The sequence below is a fragment of the Streptomyces sp. NPDC001020 genome (genome assembly GCF_053599115.1).
Genome location: NZ_JBSFLQ010000015.1, coordinates 108,062 through 130,728, shown reverse-complemented (window position 1 = coordinate 130,728; position 22,667 = coordinate 108,062). Strand labels below are relative to the sequence as shown.

General features: G+C 69.3%; 16 protein-coding genes and 1 pseudogene. 6 read left to right on the top strand and 11 right to left on the bottom strand.

Annotation, left to right across the window (positions count from 1 at the left end; translation table 11 throughout):
• Positions 1–48: 48 nt before the first annotated feature.
• From ACWDEX_RS16880 to ACWDEX_RS16870, 3 genes are read right to left on the bottom strand one after another with little or no spacing between them, the layout of a single operon-like run.
• The gene (locus tag ACWDEX_RS16880) at positions 49–852 is read right to left on the bottom strand and encodes a hypothetical protein (RefSeq protein WP_450464195.1); all 804 of its coding nucleotides are present in this window, start codon (positions 850–852) and stop codon (positions 49–51) included.
• Positions 852–2,117, bottom strand: a complete 1,266-nt coding sequence (locus ACWDEX_RS16875) for a VWA domain-containing protein (protein ID WP_450464194.1) — start codon at positions 2,115–2,117, stop codon at positions 852–854. The genes ACWDEX_RS16880 and ACWDEX_RS16875 overlap by 1 nt, the downstream gene beginning before the upstream one ends.
• Positions 2,118–2,160: 43 nt before the next feature.
• The gene (locus tag ACWDEX_RS16870; protein WP_450464193.1) at positions 2,161–3,678 is read right to left on the bottom strand and encodes an IucA/IucC family protein; all 1,518 of its coding nucleotides are present in this window, start codon (positions 3,676–3,678) and stop codon (positions 2,161–2,163) included.
• A gap of 87 nt (positions 3,679–3,765) precedes the next feature.
• Here ACWDEX_RS16870 and ACWDEX_RS16865 point away from each other — a divergent pair, with 87 nt between their 5' ends.
• The gene (locus ACWDEX_RS16865) at positions 3,766–5,265 is read left to right on the top strand and encodes an IucA/IucC family protein (protein ID WP_450464192.1); all 1,500 of its coding nucleotides are present in this window, start codon (positions 3,766–3,768) and stop codon (positions 5,263–5,265) included.
• An 8-nt stretch (positions 5,266–5,273) separates the two neighbouring features.
• Here ACWDEX_RS16865 and ACWDEX_RS16860 read toward each other — a convergent pair whose 3' ends face one another.
• A complete protein-coding gene (locus ACWDEX_RS16860) occupies positions 5,274–6,068 on the bottom strand; it encodes an SAM-dependent methyltransferase (RefSeq protein WP_450464191.1) in 795 nt (264 codons plus the stop codon).
• Positions 6,069–6,288: 220 nt separating this feature from the next.
• Here ACWDEX_RS16860 and ACWDEX_RS16855 point away from each other — a divergent pair, with 220 nt between their 5' ends.
• Positions 6,289–7,089 carry a MerR family transcriptional regulator gene (locus ACWDEX_RS16855; protein WP_450464190.1) on the top strand — a complete coding sequence of 267 codons (801 nt, stop codon included), beginning with the start codon at positions 6,289–6,291 and terminating at the stop codon, positions 7,087–7,089.
• Positions 7,090–7,094: 5 nt separating this feature from the next.
• Here ACWDEX_RS16855 and ACWDEX_RS16850 read toward each other — a convergent pair whose 3' ends face one another.
• The gene (locus ACWDEX_RS16850; protein WP_450464189.1) at positions 7,095–8,297 is read right to left on the bottom strand and encodes an IS110 family transposase; all 1,203 of its coding nucleotides are present in this window, start codon (positions 8,295–8,297) and stop codon (positions 7,095–7,097) included.
• Positions 8,298–8,509: 212 nt separating this feature from the next.
• On the opposite strand from ACWDEX_RS16850, the gene ACWDEX_RS16845 reads away from it, so the two are divergent.
• Positions 8,510–9,724 (top strand): glycosyltransferase, encoded by a 1,215-nt coding sequence (locus ACWDEX_RS16845; RefSeq protein ID WP_450464188.1) that lies wholly within the window; start codon positions 8,510–8,512, stop codon positions 9,722–9,724.
• Positions 9,725–9,861: 137 nt separating this feature from the next.
• On the opposite strand, the gene ACWDEX_RS16840 is transcribed toward ACWDEX_RS16845, so the two are convergent.
• The 6 genes and pseudogenes from ACWDEX_RS16840 to ACWDEX_RS16815 form a co-directional block, all read right to left on the bottom strand.
• Positions 9,862–10,506 carry a response regulator gene (locus ACWDEX_RS16840; RefSeq protein ID WP_450464186.1) on the bottom strand — a complete coding sequence of 215 codons (645 nt, stop codon included), beginning with the start codon at positions 10,504–10,506 and terminating at the stop codon, positions 9,862–9,864.
• Positions 10,470–11,777, bottom strand: coding sequence for a sensor domain-containing protein (locus ACWDEX_RS16835; protein ID WP_450464184.1), 1,308 nt, complete (start codon positions 11,775–11,777; stop codon positions 10,470–10,472). Before ACWDEX_RS16835 ends, ACWDEX_RS16840 begins: the two co-directional genes overlap by 37 nt.
• A gap of 333 nt (positions 11,778–12,110) precedes the next feature.
• Positions 12,111–14,624, bottom strand: coding sequence for an ABC transporter permease (locus ACWDEX_RS16830; RefSeq protein WP_450464183.1), 2,514 nt, complete (start codon positions 14,622–14,624; stop codon positions 12,111–12,113).
• Entirely contained in the window at positions 14,624–15,424 is an 801-nt protein-coding gene (locus ACWDEX_RS16825; protein WP_450464182.1) for an ABC transporter ATP-binding protein, read from the bottom strand. Before ACWDEX_RS16825 ends, ACWDEX_RS16830 begins: the two co-directional genes overlap by 1 nt.
• Positions 15,425–15,538: 114 nt before the next feature.
• Positions 15,539–15,829, bottom strand: a pseudogene (locus ACWDEX_RS16820) (cytochrome P450); the annotation flags it as partial.
• A gap of 375 nt (positions 15,830–16,204) precedes the next feature.
• Entirely contained in the window at positions 16,205–17,131 is a 927-nt protein-coding gene (locus ACWDEX_RS16815; RefSeq protein WP_450464181.1) for an SPFH domain-containing protein, read from the bottom strand.
• A 499-nt stretch (positions 17,132–17,630) separates the two neighbouring features.
• Here ACWDEX_RS16815 and ACWDEX_RS16810 point away from each other — a divergent pair, with 499 nt between their 5' ends.
• From ACWDEX_RS16810 to ACWDEX_RS16800, 3 genes are all read left to right on the top strand, one after another.
• Positions 17,631–18,149, top strand: a complete 519-nt coding sequence (locus tag ACWDEX_RS16810) for an N-acetyltransferase family protein (protein ID WP_450464180.1) — start codon at positions 17,631–17,633, stop codon at positions 18,147–18,149.
• A 335-nt stretch (positions 18,150–18,484) separates the two neighbouring features.
• Entirely contained in the window at positions 18,485–19,399 is a 915-nt protein-coding gene (locus ACWDEX_RS16805; RefSeq protein ID WP_450464179.1) for a HipA family kinase, read from the top strand.
• Positions 19,400–19,840: 441 nt separating this feature from the next.
• On the top strand, positions 19,841–22,618 hold the full coding sequence (locus ACWDEX_RS16800; RefSeq protein ID WP_450464178.1) for a CDP-glycerol glycerophosphotransferase family protein: 2,778 nt from the start codon (positions 19,841–19,843) through the stop codon (positions 22,616–22,618).
• The last annotated feature ends 49 nt before the right edge of the window (positions 22,619–22,667 follow it).

The window sequence follows — 22,667 nt, the reverse complement described above, 5'->3', positions numbered from 1 at the left end:
GGTTTCATCCCGGGATCATCCGGGCGTCTCCGGGCTTCCTCCCGGTTCTCAGACGCCCGGCGGCACCCGTGACGGGCGGCCCGAGCCGCGCGTCAGCGTGTACCCGCCGATGCCGGCGAGCGCCGCGAGCAGGCCGCCGATCCCGGTCCACACCCAGCGGTCGGACCACCAGCCGGAGGTCCAGCCGCCGTCGGGCTTCAGCGAGGACAGCGTGGGCTTGTCCTCCTCGGAGGACTCCTGCGCGGTGAGCGCTATGCCCGGCACCAGCGGCTGGGCCAGCGAACCGTCCACCGCCGCCGAGCCGCCGATCTCCTTGGAGTCGACCTGGACCTCGGCGTTCACCGGCTGTCCGAGGTCGGCTGTGCCCAGGTTCACGACGGTCAGCCGGATGTAGTACGTGCCCGGCAGCGGGTCGTTGGCCCAGGGCTCCGACCAGGCGCGGACCGTGCGCAGAGTGCAGGCCAGGTCCACGGAGGCCACGTCCTGGGCGGCCGTACGGGTCTGCGACCCGTACTGGCACGCCTGACGGCGCCGCAGCCCGTCGTACACGTCGAGCTGCCAGGTCTGCGTCCCACTACGGGCCGAGGAGGGCAGCTTCACGGTGGCCTTCACGGTGGGCCGCTGCCCGGCGTCCGCGGGGAAGGACCAGTACAGGTAGTCGCCCGTCGAGGCGTTCGCCGTGGCCTGCTGCCCCTGCTCGATCTCCGTCGCGGTACGGAACGAGGTACCCGCCGAGGTGGGCGCGGAGCTGTCATCGGACGGGCTCGCCGAGGGCGAGGAGTCGGCGACGGCCGGGGACGCGGCGACTCCCAGCAGCAGGAGCGCGCTCGTCAACACGTTTCTGATACGCATCAGTTGGTCCTCCAGACCGCGAACCGCCAGCGCGACAGCCAGCCCCACACCAGACCCCCGAGGAAGCCGGTCAGCACGAGCGCGCCGAGCAGCCACCAGCCGCGCCCGAGACCGAAGGAGGCCACGTCGCTCGCCTGGTCGGGACCGTCGACGACATCGACCGTCAGCTCCAGCGGCAAACCGGGCGTCGTCTTCACTCCGGCCGCCGGGGAGAAGGAGTTGGCGACCTGGAGGCACACCGTCTCCGCGGGCGCGTTCTCGTCGTCGCTCTCGGCCTTCGGGTAGCGCAGACCTGTCGACAGTACGTCCGTGCGGCCCGTACCCGTGGCCTCACCGCGTACGATCTCCCGTCCGTGCAGGGTGAACGCCCTCAGGGACACGCCGTAGTCGGGGTTCACCGGCCGGTCGTTGGAGACGCTCACCGACGCGCGCAACTCCTGACCGGGCTTCACGTCCACGCGGTAGAAGCGGTGCTGACCGAACACCTCGCGGTCCGTGTACAGCCCCGACTTCACGGTGGGCGCGGACTCGCACCGGTCGGTGCCGTCGACGGCGACCGGCGTCACCACCTTGTCGGCCGTACGGTCCACCAACTGGTTGACCTTGTCGGAGAGTTCCTCCTTGTGCCGGACCGACGTGTACGTTCCGCCGGTCGACTCGGCGATGCAGCTCAGCTGCCTGTTCAGCTTGGCGTTCGGGACGAGGCCCAGCGTGTCGATGGTCAGCCCGACGCCCTTGGCCGCGATTTCCCGGGCCACCTCACACGGGTCCAGCGGGCCGCAGGTGTCCTCGCCGTCGCTGATGAGGACGATGCGACGCGTACCCGTGCCGCCGTCGAGGTCGTCCGCCGCCTTCAGCAGGGCGGGGCCGATCGGCGTCCAGCCGGTGGGCTGCAGGGTCGCCACGGCCGATTTGGCCTGCTCCCGGTTCAGCGGCCCGACCTCGTACAGCTGCGCGGTGTCCTTGCAGCCCGTCTTGCGGTCCTCGCCCGGGTAGTTGGCGCCCAGCGTGCGGATGCCGAGTTCCACCATCTCCGGGGTCGCGTCCACCACCTCGTTGAAGGCCTGCTTCGCCGCGTCCATGCGTGAACCGCCGTCGATGTCCCGCGTCTTCATCGAACCGCTGACATCGAGGACGAGATCGACCTTGGGTGCGTCCTGGGATGTCGGCTCGTCGGCGACGGCGCCGGCCGGTACGGCGATCCCGGCCGCCAGGGCGGCGAGCAGAGCGCAGACTCCCGCCCCCAGCCGTTTTCTTGTGATCATCGACGGATCCTATTGATCAGAGGGGGTGCGCTTCAAAACGACCTCATCGATCAAAGGAGTCGGCCTGCGCGACGAACGGATTCGGCAGCCGCGTCCACAGGTCCCCGGTCCGCTGCGGGGACAGCCGCATCAGTGTCAAAGCCTTGGTCGGCAACGGATATTCGCGCAATCGGGGCAGGTCAGGCGTGTGCGGCAGATCCCGGACGGCGTCCCGCAGCGCGGTCCGCAGCACGGGCGCCGACCCCGCCGTCGAGGCCAGTGCACCCGCCACCAGCGAGCCGAACAACTTGCGGCGCAGGGCGGTTTCGTCGTCCGTGACGATCCTTCCGGACAGCTCCGGGGCCTTGATGCCGTGGCGGGCCAGCCGGGCCGGGCTCACCCGGATGTCGGCGAGGTCGCGGTAGACCAGCCGCAGCGGGTCGCCTGTGGGCGAGAGCACCACCAGGAGGTTCTGGCCATGCGCCTCCAGGGCGACGCCCAGGTCCAGCAACCGCAGGCCGACGGTGAGGGCCAGACGTGTGAACCCGGCGAGCCAGGCGGGGGACGCGGTCAGGCCGGTGAGCGGCAGAGCCGCCACCGGGACGACCCGTTCACCGGCCGCCGTGTCCGCGTAGGTCTCGGGCGACTCTCTTATCACCGCCGCGAGATCGGGGGAGTGGGCGCTGATCGCCCCCACGGTGCGAGTGACGGACAGGAGGCCGTCCGTGCGCGCGGCGAGCGACTCCACGAAGCCGGACACCGTCGCCGACGTCTCGACCGAGTAGACGGAGATGTCCCGTACGGAGGACGTCAGCCGCGCACTGACCGCGGTCTTCACATGCGGGCCGGCCTCGGGCAGCGCCAGCGTCCGCAAGGACATCAACGGACGGGCGAGCGGGCCGTCCTGCGTCGGTACGCCGAGCACGTGCGCCGTCTGCCAGGGATGGACCGGGATCAGCGGCCGGCCGCCCTGCCACAGCCACGCCGGCCATGTGCCGCGTACGAGAGCGTCGTCCGCCGGAACCAGACCCAGGCGTACCAGCGGCCGGTGCTCGGGTCCGTACGCGAGCTGCTCGGCCACCGAGAAGCCCGGCCGCGCACGGCAGTTGGGGTGGAACGGGTGCCCGTCGACCACCCGCTGCTCCCACGCCCAGCTCGCCCCCGGCTCCGGCGCGTCCCCCGGCTGAGCGGCACGCGACAGAGCCAACGAGGCGGTACTGTGGTCCAGTTCGGCGGCGAACGCGTCACCGTGCGGGACACCGAGCGCCCTGACCAGTGCGGCCGGGCGGTCGTACGCCCGCCCCTGAAGCCGCACTTCGGTGACATACGCGGCGGTCGCGTACGGGTCCGCGGGCGGGCCGTGCAGACGGCGACCGTCGGCCAGGCGAAGGGTGAGCCCGTCGCTCGTCGGCTCCCGGTGCGCGATCCACGGCAGCGGCTCATGGGCCAGCGCCCGCCACACCCTCGAGAGCACGGCGGCCCGGGCGCCGGGGAGGCCGGCCGCATACGCCGCCGACAGATCGGGCCGCACGGCGTGCAGCTCGTCGGCCAGCGCGGCTTCTGCGGAAAGGGGGTGGTGCACGGTCGGGCTCCTCGCGGACGGCGTGCTGCATCGTGGGGACGGACCACGAAAGACATACTGATCGCCGCCAGTGCACCACATGGACGAATGGATCGCGTGGACCCCATGTACCCCACGGACGACGTCCCCGACCGCGCCGACGCCTACGCCACGGCACCGCTGCTCAACTGTCTGCTCCGGGAGGCCGCCGGACCCGCCGGCGAGACCGGCGTCCACCGTCTGAGGGCCGGCGGTCGGCTGCTGCGGGTGCGCGGCGGACGCCGTCCTTTCGCCCCCGAGCTGTACGCTGACGGCGCCTGGCAGCCGCTCACCCACCCCGAACTGGTGAAACTCACGGCCGACGAGCTGCGTAGCGCCACCGGCCTGTCCAACCTGGAACTGCCCGGCGAGATGCTCGACAGTCGGGACGCGGTGGCCGCGATCCTGGCCGCACGCGCCCGCTCGACGGCTCCGGACGACCCGTATGTGCGCTCCGAGCAATCCCTGATCACCGGGCACCCCTACCACCCCGCACCCAAGGCGCGCGGGGGCGGACCCGTCGCGAGCTGGCTGCCCTACGCGCCGGAGGTGTACGCCCGTTTCCGGCTCGTTCTGCTGGGTGTGCGTGAGGACACGGTCGTCGAGGAGGGTGACACGTCGGCGCTCGACGCGCTCGGCGCGGCCCCGCACGGCTACCGGCTGCTGCCCGCGCACCCCTGGCAGCTCGACCTGGTCGCCGCCCGACCGGAGATCAGCGAGGCGTTCGAGGACGGCCGACTCGTCCGGCTGGGCGTCACCCCGTTGCCGGTGTGGCCGACGGCCGCGATCCGCACCGTGTACGCCCCCGACGACGACCTCTTCGTCAAGTTCAGCCTGGACGTGCGGATCACCAACGACATCCGCCGGCTGTGGCGCCACGACCTGCTCGGGCTGCGCCGCACCGACGCGGCGACGGTGTCCGCGTTCGCGGCACTCCAGGGCCCGGCGGCCTGGCTGAGTGACCGCGGCTACCGCACGGCAGGCTTCGCCTTCGAGGAACTGGCCGTCCTGGTCCGTGACGGTCTGCGCCCGCACGTGCTGCCCGGTGCCACCCCGCTGCTGGCCGCGGCCCTGACCGAGGGCTTCGACGGCAGCCCGCTCGACACGGTCACCGCCCCGGCCGAATGGTGGACGGCGTATCTGCGGCAGGTCGTCCCCCCGGTCGTGGAGGCGTTCCAGCGGCATGGCGTCGTCCTGGAGGCGCACCTGCAGAACACTCTGATCGCGGTGGACGCCGCCGGCCTGCCCGTCCAGGCACTGTTCCGGGACGCGGAAGGCGTGAAGCTCCTGACCGACGTGCCCCGGGAGGCGGGCTGGGAGCGGCTCGTCTACTGCCTGATCGTCAACAACCTCACCGAAGTGGCCGCACTGCTGTCGGAACGCCACCCCGGCTGGAATCCCTGGCCCGCCGCCCGCGCGGAACTGGCCCGCCACCCGGTCCCCGAGATCCCCGCCCTGCTCGCCTCGCCCACCCTCCCCGGCAAGACGAACCTCCTGCTGCGCTGGACGGGCGCGGACGGTGCCGACGCGCACTACCTGCCGCTGCCGAATCCGCTGGCTGACCGCTGAGGCCGACGCTACGGTTTGCGCGCAACGCCGCCGAAGTCGTCGACCTCGGCCGGTACTTCCTCGCCGGACGGACGGGGGCGCCACCGGGAGACGGAGACCAGGCCCGGCTCCAGCAGCTCCAGCCCCTCGAAGAACCGGCCGATTTCTGCCGGGGTGCGGTTGATGCGAGGGTTGTCGCTGGCCTTGTTCCACTGCTCGATCATCTCGCGCATCTGCTGCGGGTTGAGTACCTCGGTGTCGTCGCAGAGCACGAGGTGGCTTCCGGAGGGCAGAGCGTCCAGCAGACGGCCGACGATGTCGTAGACGGTGTCGTCGGTGACATGGGCGGTGATGCCCAGGAGTATCAGAGCGACCGGCCGGGTGAAGTCCAGGGTCTTGGCCGCCTGTTCCAGGATGGCCTCGGGATCACTCAGGTCCGCGTCGATGTAGTCCGTCGCCCCTTCGGGCGTGCTGGTGAGCAGTGCCTCGGCGTGGGCCAGTACGACCGGGTCGTGATCGACGTAGACGATCCGGGTCTCGGGGGCGATCCGCTGGGCGACCTCGTGGGTGTTGTTCGCGGTGGGCAAGCCGGTACCCACGTCGAGGAACTGGCGGATGCCGGCCTCGCCGACGAGGTACTCCACCGCACGGACGAGGAACGCCCGTTGCGCCAGCGCGATGTCCAGGATCGCCGGGTTGGCGCTCGCGATCTGGTCGCCGACCTGCCGATCGACCTCGTAGCAGTCCTTTCCGCCGAGCCAGTAGTTCCAGATGCGTGCGGAGTGCGGCACGCTGCTGTTGATGATCGGCCCGTCAACGGACATGGCTACTCCCGCAGTTGGTCTGGGTGTCACCGCACAACGTAGACGCACGAATCGCTGAGTGCCCGGAAATACGGGATCTTGGCCCGGCCCGCCAGTGCTGTGGCCGGAAAGGTTTGCCGGAGCCGGTGAACCTTTCCGGTCACAGCACTAGGCAGCGAGGGCAAGTTGACCCTCCCCTTACGTCAGGCTTGATGCTGAATGCCGACGAAAGGGCGAGTCGATGAGCTACTCCGTGGGGCAGGTTTCGGCTTTCGCCGGGGTGACGGTGCGTACGCTTCACCACTACGACAAGGCGGGACTGCTCTCACCCAGCGAACGCACCCATGCCGGCTACCGCCTCTACAGCGACGCGGACCTGGCTCGTCTCCAGCAGATCCTGTTCTACCGCGAACTCGGTTTCCCCCTCGATGAGATCGCCGAGATCATCAAGGATCCGCAGGCCAACGCGTTGGATCACCTCAGGGCGCGGCAACGGCAGTTGGCCGAGGAGATCGCCAGGCTGCAGCAACTGGCCGAGGTGGCGGAAAGTGCCATCGAGGTAGCACAGACCGGGGTGTCCCTGACACCCCAGGAACGCTTCGAGGTCTTCGGCGAGATCAGCATGGACCTGAGCTACGCCACCGAGGCGGAGCTGAAGTGGGCGCACTCGGAGGGACATCGCGAGGCGATGGCCCGCGCGGCCGCCCACACCAAGGAGGACTGGCGACAGCTCATGCGCGAGGCCGCCGCCTGGCGCGCGGAGCTGCTCTCGGCCTTCGACGAGGGGGAACCGAGCGACGGTGAGCGGGCCATGGACCTCGCCGAAGAGCACCGTCTGCACATCTCGCGCTGGTTCACCTCCTGCCCGCCCGACATGCACCGGCGCATCGCGGACGACTTCCTCGCCGACCCGCGCGCCTTCGCCCTGGTCGTACCACCGTCCCAACAACGGCCGGGCCTGGCTGCCTATACGTGCAAGGCGGTCCATGCCAACGCGGCCCGCCACTCCGGCAGCCGTACCGACTCCAAGGAGTCTCAATGACGAAGTCAAGCCGTCTGCGTGACCGGCGGGGCGGAGGTGAAGACCCGTCCGTCACGCAGCAGGGCCCACAGCACGCCCACCCGGCGGCGAGCCAGAGCGATGACGGCCTGGACGTGCTTGCAGCCCTCGCCGCGCTTCTTGAGGTAGAAGTCCCGGTTCGGTCCCTCGCGCATCATGCTGGTCTGCGCCGACAGGTAGAACACCCGGCGCAGGCGGCGGCTGTATCGCTTGGGCCGGTGCAGGTTGCCGGTCCGCCGTCCGGAGTCGCGCGGGACGGGTACCAGCCCGGCCGCCGAGGCCAGGTGACCGCCGTCCGCGTAGGCGGACATGTCGCCGGCGGCGACCACGAACTCGGCGCCGAGTATCGGGCCCATACCGGGCAGAGACTCGATGATCTCCGCCTGCGGATGGGTGCGGAAGGTGTCGCTGATCTGCTTGTCGATCCGCTTGAGCCTGTCGTCCAGGGCCAGGATCTGCGTGGCCAGATCGGCCACGATCTGTGCGGCAACGTCCTCGCCGGGCAGTGCGGTCTGTTGTGCGTCGGCCGCCTCCAGCGCCGTGGCCGCGACCATGTCGGCTCCGCGGACGCCGCGGTTGGCGAGCCAGGCAGCCAGCCTCGCCCGGCCGCGGCGGCGGATAGCGGCCGGGGTCTGGTAGCCGGTCAGCAGAACGAGAGCGCCCTTGTGGCTGCTGTAGTCGAAGGCCCGTTCCAGGGCGGGGAAGACGCCGGTCAGCATGTCGCGGAGCCGGTTGATCATCCGTACCCGGTCGGCTACCAGGTCCGAACGGTGGGCCGTCAGCAATGCAAGGTCGGCGGCCAGCTGGGCTGGCACGTCGATGGCGGCGAAGTCGCTGCGGTGGCGGGCGGTCTCGGCGATGACGTAGGCGTCGCGGGCGTCGGTCTTCGCCTCTCCCCGGTAGGCGCCGGACATGCGGTTCACGGTGCGGCCGGGCACGTAGACGGCTCGCTGGCCATGGGCCGCGAGCAGGGCCAGCAGCAGCGCGGAGGCCGTACCGGAGATGTCCACCGCCCAGTGAACCTCGTCCGCCAGGTCGAGGATCTCGCCGAGCGTGGTCAGGATCGCCGACTCGTCGTTGTCGACCTTCTTCGACCAGAGCGTCGCGCCGGTTTCGTCGACCACGGCCGCCCAGTGATGGCCTTTGCCGGCATCGATACCGGCCCAGACCTGGGCCTTCCGCTCGCTCACGTGCCCCTCCTCGCATCCCACGACATGTCATCGGCCCGAGGAACACCCCGCTGTCATCTCCGTAATCAGCGACCGCACAAGGCGCGCACATCTCAATCAGCAGCCAGGGCGCCCCGGAGGACCGGGCGGCCACTCCTTGGAAGCCACTGAAGGCAAGAACCGATAAGCCACACCCGGCCCTCCCGGGCCGCCCAACAACTTACGGAGGACCGATGAGGATCCTGATCGCTGCGGCCGGATCGCGCGGCGACGTCGCGCCCTACACGGGCCTGGGCGCCGAGCTGCGCCGGGCCGGACACGATGTCGCCCTCGCCACCACGGAAGCCTTCGCGCCCCTCGTGGACGACGCCGGACTGGAGTTCCGCGGCCTTCCCGGCGATACACGGACAGGCGGCGGCGTCACGGACAAACGCGAACTGATGCGCGCCGCAGCCGGGTTCGTCACCGAGCTGGGCCAGGGGTTCGCCGATGTCGTGGACAAGGGCGCGGATCTGCTCCTGCTGTCGGCCACCACGGCCCCGCTCGGCTGGCACGTCACCGAGGCCATGGGCATACCGAGCCTCGGTGTGTACCTCACGCCCAACGCGCCGACCGGCGACTTCCCGCCCATCGTCGCCAGTTCCCGCTCCCTGGGCCGCCTCGGCAACCGCGCGACCGGACGCTTCGCTCTCCGTATGGCCGACCGCGTCTTCGCGCAGGCAGTCCTCAAGCTCCGTGAACGCCTCGAGCTGCCCCCGGTCACCCCCTCCGCGATGCGCCGACGGCAGGAACAGGCGAACTGGCCCATCCTGCACGGCTTCAGTACCGCACTGGTGCCACGCCCCTCCGACTGGCGCGCCGGCCTGGACGTCGTCGGGAACTGGTGGCCCCACCACGACGCCGCGGAACGGCTGCCCGACGATCTGGAGGACTTCCTTCGCGCCGGTCCCCGGCCTGTCCTCATCGGCTTCGGGAGCATGGCGGCCGGAGAAGGGGAACGGCTGAGCGAGATCGCCGTACAGGCCCTGCGTCGCGCAGGGCTGCGCGGCATCCTCCAGGCAGGCAGTGCCGGACTCGCGGCCGACGGCGACGACGTCCTGGCCATCGGGGACGTACCGCACGCCCTCCTGTTCCCGCGGCTGGCCGCGGTCGTCCATCACGCCGGGGCCGGCACCTCGGCCGCCGCGTTGCGCGCCGGAGTGCCCGCGGTCACCGTACCGGTGACCGCGGACCAGCCGTTCTGGGCGGGAAGGCTTGCCGCGCTCGGCGCCGCCACGGACCCGATCCCCTTCCGGTCGCTCACCGCCGAACAACTCGCCGACGCACTCGAGCAAGCCGTGCGGCAGCAGGCGTACACACAAGCCGCCGCAAGTGCCGCGCAGCACATGGCGACCGAGGACGGAGCGGGCCGGGTTGTCACGGCGATCCAGCGGCTGACCAGGGGGTGAATGCGTCTATCAGACCCAACGACACTGGCGTGGGCTACGTCAGAGAGCTGCCGGGTGGTCTTGCCGGCGATGAACCGATCGTCGACGCCCGGGTGCTGATGGGGTAACGGATCTTTCGTCCGCCCCTGAGCGTCTACTCAGGCGTTGAGGTAGGCGAGGACCGCCAGGACACGTCGGTTGCTGTCGCTGTCCGGGGTCAGCATGAGCTTGCCGAAGATGTTCGAGATGTGCTTGGCCGCCGCCCCCTCGGTGATGAAGAGGCGTTGTGCGATTGCGGTGTTGGAGCAGCCTTCGGCCATCAGCTCCAGGACGCCACGCTCCCGTGCCGTGAGTGCGCCGAGCGGTTCGTCGCGTGCGTGGCTCACCATCAGTTGGGAAACCACGGAGGGGTCCATGGCGGTACCGCCGGCGGCGACCCGGCGGATCGCGTCGATGAACTGCTCGTTGTCGAAGACGCTGTCCTTGAGCAGATAGCCGATGCCGCCGGTGCCGTCGGCGAGCAGCTCCCTGGCGTACATCTGCTCGACGTGCTGGGAGAGCACGAGGATCGGGAGTTTGGGGATCTCACGCCTGGCCTGTAGGGCGGCCTTGAGACCTTCGGTGGTGAAGGTCGGCGGCAGCCGGACGTCGACGATCAGGATGTCGGGGCGATGCCTGGCGGCGGCTTCGAGCAGGTCGGGGCCGTTGTCGACGGCCGCCACGGTCTCGAAGCCGTAGGCGTCAAGGAGTTGGATCAGCCCCTGCCTCAGGAGGAAGAGGTCTTCAGCGAGGACAACACGCACGGTATCTCCATCTTGATTGCGGTCGGACCGCCCAGCGGGCTACTGATGTCGAGGGTTCCGTCGAAGGTGGCCAGCCGCCGGCGAATGCCGTGCAGACCGGTTCCCTTGCCGGCGTCGGCACCTCCGCGGCCGTCGTCGATGACCCAGGCGTGCAGCACTGCGCCGTCGTGCCAGGCGCTGAGCTCGACGTGCTCGGCGTCGGAGTACTTCAGGGCGTTGGTCAGCAGCTCGGACACCGCGAAGTACAGGGCCGATTCGAGTGGTGGCGGAACCTCGCCCGGGATGCTCACCGTCACCTGGACCTGGAGCGGGCTGGCCAGGCCGAGGGCGCGCAGCGCGTCGGCCAGGCCGCGTTCGGCGAGGATCGGGGGGTGGATGCCGCGCACCAGGTCGCGCAGCTCACGCAGGGCCGAGATGGAGGAGGTGCGGGCGTCGAGCAGCAGTCTGCGGGCCTCGGCCGAGTCGCTGCCGAGGTGGCGTTCGAGCGCCCCGAGGGTCATGCCGAGGCTGACCAGCCTGGCCTGGGCGCCGTCGTGCAGGTCGCGTTCGATCCGGCGCAGTTCGGCGGCGGCCGCGTCCAGGGCGCCGGATCGGGTCTCGGCCAGGTGCTGGACCCGGACGGTGAGCCGGGAGCGCTCGGTGGGGCCGAGCAGCAGGCGGGTGAAGTACGCGTGTGCGGTGAGGAAGACCGGGCTGTACCAGACCCAGACGACGAAGAGCGCCGCTGCCGTCAGCGCGGCCAGGACGGCGGTGGGTGGGCTCTGGATCGGAACGAAGAAGTACCAGCGCCCGGTGCCCTGCGCGGCAAGGACGGGCCGCCACAGGCCGCAGGCCAGCGCAAGCCCTTCGAGGACGTAGTAGAGCACCGCGGCAGGCAGGAAACCGATCATGCCGACGACCGAGTTGAGCAGCAACCAGAGCAGGTCCCGCCAGCTGGCCGGATCGGTCAGGATCCATTTGCAGCGGCGGATCCAGCCGACGATGTCCTTCTCGAACTCCTTGGGCTCCGGCCGGTAGGGAACGGCGATCTGGATACCCGCTCGGGCGGCCGCACGCCGGTTGGCGTTGCACAGCCAGCGGACCCACTTCGTCACGATCGGCAGCATCACCGCGCCGATACCGATGACGAAGAGGATCACGAAATAGGCGGTGATCAGGAACAGGCAGACGGAGAGCATGGCGCCCAGCGCGATCAGCACACCGACCGCCAGGTCGCCGCCGGCCCTGCGGAGTCGGGCGGGGAACTCACGCAGGCAGTTCCTGATGCTCACCGGGGCTCGCACGGGCCTGAGCAGAGGCATATGGCCCAGCGGGACATGGGCGGAGCCGCCGAATCCGCGGCTCGGCCGATGGACGGGTCGGAGGAAGGGCGGTAAGCGAAGCACACCTGAGCGATTGTCCATCCGTGACAGCGGCGATCCCGCGAGCCCGTCCTACAAGTACATACAGGACATACCTGCTGGTCAGGCTAGCGGGTTTTTCTGATGGGCGCCACGTCACCAAAAGGCAGCGGACCGTGACGAGTTGACGCGTTGACAGTTGACCCGTACGCCGGGGCCGCTCCTCCGTCCGGGGGTGAATGAAGAGCGGCCTCGGTGTGCCCGTCAGGCGGGGGACCCGACCGTTTCGATCGGCGGAGTCCGCATGCCCCGCCAGGAGGGGAGCAGAGTCGCGCCGAAGACCAGGGCGAGCGCGCCGCCGGTGATCGCGAGGTAGATACCGATCGAGCCCTGCGGCAGGACCGAGTCGGCCTTCACCAGGCTGTACGGGACGATCGTGGTCGCCGAGGCGATGGTGCCCAGGATGGTCGCGGTGGCGGTGACCAGGGCGCCTTCGACGCTCAGCATGCCCAGCACCTGGGCCTTGGTGGTGCCGGTCAGGCGCTGGAGGCCGAACTCGCCTTGGCGCTTGCGGGTCACCGCCACCAGGGTGTTGATCACAGTGATCGCCGCGTAGCCGACAATCATGGCGACGATGGTGTAGTTCGAGGAGACCAGGATCTGCTGGATCTGGTTGTTGGAGCTGGTCAGCGTGGAGCGGCCAGCGATCGCGGTGCCGGGCACCGCTGCCGCCACGCTGTCGAGGTGGGACTGGACCTGGGCGAGGTCGGCGTTGGCGTCCGCACGGACCAGGATCTTGGTCGGCAGGCCGGTGGTGGTGTGCGGGGCCAGCACGTCGGAGGGCAGCAGCAGGTACTGCTCCTGGGGAGTGTCGGCATAGGTGGCCACGACCTTCGGGTCGGCGGCGGTGCCGTCACCGAAGTGGATCTTCAAGGTGTCCCCGATGCGGACGCCGAAGTCCTTCGCCTGCTTGTCCGACAGGGCCACGGTGTTGCCCTTCAGGTCGCCGATCGACCCGTTCAGCGAGTTGAGCGCGAGGGTCTGCTGGACGCCATCGGCCGAGACGCCGCGCAGGTCCATGGTGGTGCCGCTGCCGACGGAGTCCACGAAGCCGATGGAGCTGACCAGTTCGGAGGTGCCGGCCACGCCCGGGACGGAGCGGACCGAGCCGGCCACGCCCGGCGCGAAGCCGCCGGTCGAGGAGCTGAGCACGTAGTCGGCCAGCACGTTGCTCGCGTAGCTCTTGGCGGAGACGTGGTCCTCGGTGGACTGCATGTACAGGGTGCCGGTGGCGACGCCGATCAGTAGCACGATCGGGGCCACCGCGCCCGCCATCCGGACGTTGTCGGTGGTGGCGTTGCGCAGCGCCATGTACCCGGACAGCCCGGAGAAAGCGCGGACGGGCCGACTGACCGCCAGCACGATCGCCTTGATGATCCCCGGGGCGAGCAGCGCCAGGCCGATCGCGAACAGGACCGAGGCCGGTCCCGCAGTGCTTGCCAGGGTGGGACCGTCGGTCATCACCGTGGCCGTGATGACCGACAGCATGACGCCGTTGACCATGAAGAACAGTGCCAACAGCAGGCGGGTGGTGGTGAGCCACCCGGCTTGCAGGGTGCTGTCGGCCAGCGCCGCGACCGGCTTGGTCTTCGCGGCCTTGCGCCCCGCGAACAGCGCCGCGCCGATGGCGGCCGCGATCGCCGCGAAGGCGCCGACCGTGATCGGGAGCCAGCCCTCGTGGAAGGCAATCTCCTTGGATACCACGCCGTTGCCGGTCAGCTGCCCGAACAGCAGCTTGCCGACGACGAAGCCGGGAGCGATCGCCAGCACGGTGGCGAGCACCGCCAGCACGGCGGTCTCACCGAGAACCATCCGGCGCACCTGCCAGGAGGTAGTGCCGATCGCCCGCAGCAGGGCCATCTCGTGCGCCCTCTGCTGGAGCGAGAGCCCGAGCGTGGAGGCGACACCGAACATCACGATCAGGACCGCCCAGCTGCCGAAGACTGCCGCCAGGATGGTCACGGTCTGCTGGCTGGACAGCGCGCCCGGCAGGTCGGCCAGGCCGCGCCGCTCGCCGGTGAGCACCGTCGCCTTGCCGCTGACCGCCGAACTCACGGCTCGCTGCAGCCCTGCGACATTGACGCCGGGCGCGGGCAGGATCCCGATGGAGTCGAACCGTTCGTGAGTTCCGGCTAGTTGCTGTGCCTGGGTGTCGGAGAAGAACAGGCTCGGCCGGATCGTCCGGCCGGTGCTCTGGTCAGCGATGCCGGACACCGTGAAGGCCCGGGTAGCACCGCGCACGATCAGCCGCACGCGGGAGCCGACCGCGGCGCCCGAATCAGCCGCCAGTTTCGAGTCGAGGACCACCTGGCCGCTGCCCGGGGCCACGCCCTGGGTCAGCGTGTAGGGGGTCAGCCCGGCGCTGGACCAGTTGTGGCCGTCCGAGCCGGCGCCGACCGCCGTGCCGCCCACCACCATGGTCGCAGGGAAGGACAGGTCGGTGATCGCGGCGCCGACGCCGGGAACCGCCTTGACCATGTCGAGCACACTCGGGTCGATCCGGTTGCGCTCGGTCAGCGCGGTGGAACCGTGGGTCTGCTGACCGGTCACCACGATCGGCACCCCGGCCAGGCGCTGCGGCGGGGCCGCCATCCGGACGCCGGTCTCCATCAGGCCACCGCAGGCCATCACGATCGCGGCGCCCAGGAACATCGCAACGAAGGTGGCGATGAACCCGGCCTTACGGAATTTCAGTGTGCGCAGAGCCAGCAGCAACATCAGCGGCCACCCCCCGACAGGGCGGAGGAGGGTTCGAATTTCTCGTCGTCCCAGGCGCCGAGCCGAGTCATCCGCGCGGCGACGGCTTCGGCGGTCGGCTGGTACATCTCGCCGACGAAGCGGCCGTCCGCGAGGAAGACCACACGGTCGGCATAGGAGGCGGCCACCGGGTCGTGGGTGACCATGACCAGGGTCTGCCCGCCGGCGGTCACCGATTCGCGCAGCAGACCGAGCACGGCCGCGGCGGTGCGGGTGTCCAGTGCTCCGGTCGGTTCGTCGGCGAAGACCACGGCGGGCCGGGTCACTAGTGCGCGTGCGATCGCCACGCGCTGCTGCTGGCCCCCGGAGAGCCGGCCGGGTAGGTGGTCGAGCCGGTCGGCAAGACCGACCCGGTCGACCACCGTCAGAATCTGGCTCTTGTTCGGACGCTTACGGGCCAACTGCAGTGGCAGCACGATGTTCTGCATGACCGTCAGTGAAGGCAGCAGGTTGAACGACTGGAAAACGAAGCCGATCCGGTCGCGGCGCAGCTTGGTCAGCCGCACCTCGTCCATGTCCGCGAGGTCGGTGTCACCGACCAGCACCCTGCCCGAAGTGGGCTGGACCAGGCCGGCGGCGCAGTGCAGGAAGGTGCTCTTGCCCGATCCCGAGGGGCCCATCACGGCCGTGAAGCTGCCGGTCTCGAAGGTCATGCTCAGTCTTCTGAGCGCGGCTACCTCGTTGTCGCCCTTGCCGTAGATCTTCTCGACCGCCTCCAGCCGGACGGCCACTGTCCGTTGACCGAACTCTTGAGTCTGCACTGGAACTCCCGCCACCGGATTGGTCACGCACCTCACGCGAACTGGTATCAACGGTAGGAACGGCGGCGGTTCGGCACATTGGCATTGCTTGGTGTATCCGAAGTAGAGGTTTCTCTACCTCGGCCTCGGAGGTTCCGCGGGCCGCAGACGAACCGGCAGGGCCACGTGCCCGTTGCTGATCAAGGTCGGCAGAGGCCGCAACTCCTGGGTGGGTACGGCGAGTCGGGCGTCGGGAAAGCGCGCGAACAGGTGACGCAGGGCCGTGGCGACTTCCAGGCGGGCGAGGGGGGCGCCGAGGCAGAAGTGGACGCCGTGCCCGAAAGCCAGGTGATCCTTGGTGACTCGGGTGGCGTCGAAGAGGTCGGCGTTCTCACCGTGCCAGTCCGGGTGGCGGTGCCCGCGGGCGCGCAGAGCCCGATGCTCGGCGTGGTGGTCGGAACCGGTCGGGTCCAGGACGAGTGGTTGCTTTTGAGGCACGGCGAGCACTCCTTCGGCGGGCGGTGGGGGAGGCGGTTGGAAGTTGGGACCGGCGGAACGGGCCGGGACGGCAGACCAGTTCGCCCGGCCACCTGAGGAGCATCACGAAAGAGTAACTCCACTCGTACACAGTGGAGTTGGCACCGTCGCCGGTTTCGCTCGGATTCGCTCGCGCGAGGGCGCGCCCGGGCTGACACCGGGGCGAGGGGGCGCACCACGGAGGCAGCGTGAACACAAAACCGCCGCAGTGCCCTGTAGGACACTGCGGCGGCGCTCACGACACGGAGCAACTGCCTTCGATGGCTACGACTTACCAACCTGGGTCAGGCCCTGCAGGTGACGCAGCGAGCCCTGCATACCCTCGACGCTCCCGTCGAGGAAGATCACGTTGCCGTTGCCCTCCTTCGCGGACTCGCGAATCGTCTCCGTCCACATCGTGAAGGCCAGCAGACCAGGGTCGACCCCGTGATCCGTCAGGGTCTGCGCGGACTCCGACAGGCCCTTCGCCAACTCCATACGGAACTTCGCCAGACCCTCACCACGCAGCCGTGCGGCCTCCGCCTCGTTCTGCGCGGCGATCCGGATCGCGGCACCGTTCGCCTCGGCCTCCTTCGTCCGTGTGATCAGCAGCGCCTGGCCCTCGAACTCAGCGGCCGACTGCGCGTTCTTCGCCGCCACCACACGAGACATCGACGCCATGACCTCGCTGTCGAACGTGATGTCGTTCACCGTCAGGTCGACCAGGGTGTAACCCCACGAGGCGAGCTGGTCATCCAGGGTGGACTTCGCGTGCGAGACGATCTCCGACCTCAGGCCCAGAACCTCGGCCTGCTTCTTCGTCGACACGAACTCCCGCACACTGGCCTCGACAGCGCTGGTCATCGCCATGTGGAACGACTTGTCGTTGATGAACTTGAAGGCCACGAGCTGGACGGTCTCCGGCGAATGGTCGGACACCGTGAAAATGATCGTGGACGTGAAGTGGACCGCGGCCTGGTCGCCGGTGATGGCGGAGAACTGAAGGCGGGAGGTCTGGTTCTGAACGGGCACCTTGCTGTGGATGCGTTCGAGGATCGGAATGATGACGTTCAGACCGGGGTTCAGGACCCGACGGTACTTCCCGAACAGCGTGACGACTGCGACATGCGCCTGGTCAACAGTGCGTATGGAACCGATGAGCAGCAGAAGCACTACGAGGCCGACAACGCCCAGCGCGATGAGAAGAGACACAAGAAAACCTTTGGGTTCGGGCGAATCTGACGGGCTATATGGCGCGCGCCATAGTGAAGGACGACCACAGAGCGCACACCAGACCAGCGATGGGGGCCTCGGAAGGCAGGCTGGCCTGCGGATTTCCGAGGAGACGGCCCCCCTGGCGGTCTGTACCAATACTGCCTTCTCTTACCGGGAAGGGGCCCAGGTCGTCCAGCCGTGACGGGCGTCGCCGCCACACTGGCCGGCATCGGGCCGTGACACTCGCGATCACGACGTACCCGGCCGGGGCCTGGTGGCTGCCCGCGTCAGGGCAGTGGCCGCGGCGAGCAGACTTGCGCGGTGCTGTCTCACGGGTGTGCCTCCCGGTGTGGTTGAGAGCAGCAAGATCCTCGCTGTTGCGCGCCCTCGAGAACACTGCCGGAATCGGGCAGTCTTCGTCGACCGCCGTTGCCGTCTGCGCGCAGGCCGGAGTCCGACCGGGGCGGGAAGTGTGTGCCTCTGACAGTCTGGGGACATGACAGTGACTACTCCCTTGATCCGACTGGCACGTCCTGGGGATGCGTGCGCGCTGGTGGAACTGCAGCAGGTGCTGGACCGGGAAACGGAGTTCATGCTGCTGGAGCCGGGCGAGCGGGAGCAGGGCGCGGGGCCGCTGGAAGCGCGTCTGTCCGATTGTGTCAATGGTCGGGACCCGTCGTATGTGGTCATTGCACTGGCCGGACAGGTGGCGGTCGGCTATGTCGATGTGGCCGTTCTGCCGTATGCCCGAGCGCGCCGAACCGGCTATGTGGTGGCCGGGGTACGCGCCGATCACAGTGGCCAGGGGCTGGGGCAGTCCCTGATGCGCTCAGCGGTCGAGGAGGCCCGCTCCCGCGGCATGGGCCGGCTCGAGCTCACTGTGATGGAGCACAACCGGCGTGCCCTCGGCCTCTATCTCGGATGTGGCTTCCAGGTCGAAGGACTGCGGCGGGCCGCCCTGGAGGTTCACGGCCGCCGGATCGACGAGTACTACATGGGACTGCTCCTGGACTGAGTCCCGACAGGAATCAAGCGTGACAGCCGGACAGGAGTACTCGACCGCAGAACCGGGATGTCACCCGGTACGCCGAAGCCCCGGCCTGGCAGCCACGCCCGGCGACTGCGGCGCACCTACGCGTCGATCATGTTGGAGACGGGGGAGCCCGTGGTCACGCTGACGTGAGGGCCAGGGCACTCCTCCCCGACTGTCACGCTTGGTTACTATGCCCACTTCATGCCGGAAGCCGAAAGCAAGGGGCGGACGGCCACTGACGGACTGTTGGTGGGAGGCGGGGAGGCAAGGATGCCAGTCGAAACCCCGCAGGTTCTCAAGCTTTGGGGTCTTGGAAAATGCTGAGGGAAGTCACTGCAACCCGCTACATCGAGCCCCTACGGGCGGGTGGCTCCGTCCCCGGCGTCGTCGAGGCCGACGATCTGGGCACCTACGTCGTGAAGTTCACCGGCTCCGCGCAGGGTCGCAAGGCGCTGGTCGCCGAGGTGATCGTCGGGGAGTTGGCCCGCAGGCTCGGGCTGCGCGTGCCCGAACTCGTCTTCGTCCACTTCGACCCGGAGATCGCCGCGCACGAACCGCACCAGGAGGTGCGCGACCTGCTGAACGCGAGCCCCGGTCTCAACCTCGGCATGGACTACCTCCCGGGCGCCCGGGACTTCACCCCGGAGGTCGCCAGGGCCTGTACGGTCGACCCGGTGGAGGCGGGCAGAATCGTCTGGCTCGACGCGCTGACCGTGAACGTCGACCGCACGGTGCACAGCTCCAACCTCATGGTCTGGCCCACCTTCGGCACCGCACCCCCGCGGCTGTGGCTGATCGACCACGGCGCCGCCCTCGTCTTCCATCACCGCTGGGACGCTTCCGCGCCGGAGAAGACGTACGACTTCCGACACCACGCTCTCGGCCACTTCACCCCGGACATGCGGGCCGCCGAGGCCGAACTCGCGCCCCGGGTGACAGAGGAACTGCTGCGCGAAATCGCCGAGGAGGTACCGGACGCGTGGCTGACGGGCGAGCCGGGCTTCGCGACGCCCAGCGAGGTCCGGGACGCGTACGTGGCGTACCTCCTGGCCCGGGTGAAGGCGTCCGAGGCCTGGCTGCCCACCGACTTCCCCACCCGGGAGGAACTCGCCGCCGAGGAGGCGCTCCGCGCGGTGAGGACCCAGCAAGGCCGACCGAGCTGGCTCAAGCGGGTCCCCGACCTGCACGGCAAACCGGCCGCGGAACAGGACTGGTCGGTTCACCTCAAATGACCACGGCCACGCACCGGGTGCGGACCGAGGCCGTTCGGGACACAGGGTCCCTGGCAGGATCGAGCTTCGTCCGGTTCGCCGGAGTGGCATGGAACCTGAAGACCGCTGCCTTCGCCCACCTCGACTGTCCCGATGCCAGGCAGGCCCTCCAAGTCGAACGCTGAAGGCAGGACTTCACCACCGGCAAGCTCACCATCGAACGCGTCTACCTGATCACCAGCCCGCCGCCCGGCGCCGCGACCGGCGCCCAACTCGTCGCCTGGATCCGCGGCCACTGGAAGATCGCATCCTGCGGCTGCTGTCGCACGTCCTGGCCTGGGGCAGCGGATCCAAGCTGCATTGTGCCCGCACTGTTATCACACGAAGCATGCGAAACACTTGTGACTCGGTTTAACGTGCGATGACTTGGACTTTACTGGCATGTTAAGAAGGGCGTTGCTCATGGCGCAGTCTCTCGCCGATCTCGCGTCGGCAAGAGTACGGAGGACCTTGCGATACTTTCCGGAGAGTTCGCAGGTTGAGCGCGAGGAGTTGCGTGCCACGGCGCGGGAACTGCTCGACACCCACGGCGAGGGCGTGCTCACTGGCCTCCCTCCGCTCGAGCGCGTCATTTGGTATCTCGCTGCCGAGGGGCGCGCCGAGGATCTTGTCGAGGTGGTCCGGCACCAGCGAAGGGACCCGGGCGCCTTCCTCGTGGCAGGCGCCCGGCGCCCCCGGCTGGTGCTGCCGGGGCTGCGGGGCCTGGCGCTGCCTGAACGGATCGTCGCGCTCAAGCGTCGCGACTTGCCGGTGACGGCGCAGCTCACCTCGGTCGGCTGGCGCGGCGACGATCTGGTATGGGAGGGGTACGCGTTTGTCGCGAACCTGCCGCGTCCATCGAGCCGCGTCATCGGCCGATTCGCGGTGCTGGAGGAAGCCGAGACCGGCCGCCGCATCAGACTGCGCATGCGCCGCACCCGCAACGAGCAGGCCACCGTCGCCTCCGGACAGGCCCTGCACTGCTACGACCACACGGGCTTCGAAGTCGTCGTCCCCGCTCGCCGGCTGCGCGAGCTCGCCGGGCACGGTGCCGGCCAGTGGTTTCTGTCCGTCAGGATCGCGGGTCCGGGCGGGACCTATGGCGCGCAGGTGCGCCAGCGCGACGCGGGCACGGCCGGGCACAACCAGGTTCGTCATCTGGCGGACGGCTCACGTCTCGTGGTCGGCTTCACCAAGAATGCCGTGAGCATCACGGTGCAGCAGCCCCCTGTCGAGGTCGAGTCCTGCACTGTCGCGGACGGCGAGCTGCGACTGGTCACCAGGGCGCGGAGCGGCGCCAAGGCCCCCACCGCCGTGAGCGTCGTCGAAGGCGACACCAGACTCGAGAGCCCGCTCACTCCTCTGTCCGGTTCCCCTGACGCGTTCCGGCGCTACCAGTCGGTCTTCAGTCTTGCCCGGCTGGCCGCGAACGACCTGCCGGGAACCAAGACCCGGCAATTCAAGGTGACCTTGAGGGGAGCCGACGGCCGGGGCCAGGCGGCCCTCCTCGCCGAGGGCTTCACGACCGGCAGGCACTGGCTTGCCCCCGGCCGCGAGCTGGCCGTCCACCGCGACGGGCCCGGCAGGCTGGTGCTGGCAACGCGAGCCGTCCGACCCGTGGTGGACGCGATGACCGTGACGGGGTTGGGGGAGCTGGTACTCGAGGGTACGTATCCCAGTGAGGAAGCGGCCGGGAAGAAGGTCATCCTGCGTCACGGGGTCCGCTTCGAGGAGAAGGAGCTGCCGGTCGAGCTTGCCGACGGGCGGTTCACGGTCCGGATCAAGCCCGAGGCGGCCCCGCAGGCGCACGGTCCCGAGCTGCCCCTGTGCCCCGGTCGCTGGTACCTGTTCTTCCGCGACCCGGACGCCTGGGACAAGTCCGGGGACGTCCCGGTGACCTTGCGTCCGGAGCAGGTGCAGGAGCTGCCCATGCACTTCAGTGGCCCGCAGCGTGCTTACACCGTGGACCGCCGCCACTTCGACCGCATCTTCATCGAGCCGGAACGGCTGCTCGGCCCCGATGAGCACGGCGCCTACCGGCAGCGCATGCTGAGCGAGGTGTACTTCCACGAGCAGCGCGAGCTCCCCTTGCGCGACGCGGTGCTCTACATGAGCCTCAGCGGCAAGCAGTTCTCGGACTCGCCGCGGGCGGTCTACGAGGAGCTGGTGCGTCGGGGGGTCGACGTCGAGCACATCTGGACCCAGGACGGGGGGATGCCCGAGATGCCGTCGGGAGCGCGTGTGGTGAGCCGTGGCAGCCGCGAGTGGTACGAGGCACTGGCGCGCAGCCGCTACGTCGTTGTCAACACGACGGTGGGCGATTGGTTCGTCACCCGCCCCGGGCAGCGGGTCGTGCAGACCTGGCACGGCACGCCGCTGAAGAAGATCGGCAAGGACCTCCAAGGCACTACCAAGTCGAATCCCGCCTATATCGCCAGCCTGCCGCACAGCTACCGGCAGTTCGACTTCGTGGTGTCGCCGAACGCGTACACCACAGAGATCATGCGCAGGGCGTACACCATCGAAGGCGAAATGCTCGAGAGCGGTTATCCGCGCAACGACGTCTTCCACGCCCCCGACCGCGACGCGCGGGTCGCCCGGGTCAGGGAGCGGCTCGGCCTGCCTGAGGGCAAGAAGGTGGTGCTCTACGCTCCTACCTGGAGGGAAGACCAGAAGCACGCGAGCAAGCTGTACAAACTCGATCTGCGGATCGACCTGGCCGCGGCCCAGGCCGAACTCGGTCACGACCATGTGCTGCTCTTCCGCAAGCACCCGAGGGTCCATGGCAACGTACCGGGTGCCGGCCAGGGCTTCGTGTGGGATGTCACCCGCTACCCGGACATAGCCGATCTGTACCTCGTCGCCGATGTGCTGGTCACCGACTACTCCTCGGCGTTCTTCGACTTCGCGCACTCGGGTAAGCCGATGCTGTTCTTCACCTACGACCTGGAGCACTACCGGGACTCGCTGCGCGGCTTGTACTTCGACCTCACCACCCGGGCGCCCGGCCCGCTGCTGGAGACCTCCGAAGACCTGGTCAAGGCCCTGCGTGACGTCGATGCCGTCGAAGCGGAGTACCGGGAGAAGTACGCCCAGTTCATGAGGGACTTCTGCGAGCCCGGGGACGGTCTCGCGACAGCGCGGGTCGTGGACCGCATGCTCGTCGGCGGACCGCACGCCGCAGCCCCGACCGACGGCTGAGCGTGCCGCGCAGGGCCGGGCGGGACCGGCCCTGCACGGATGGGAGTGA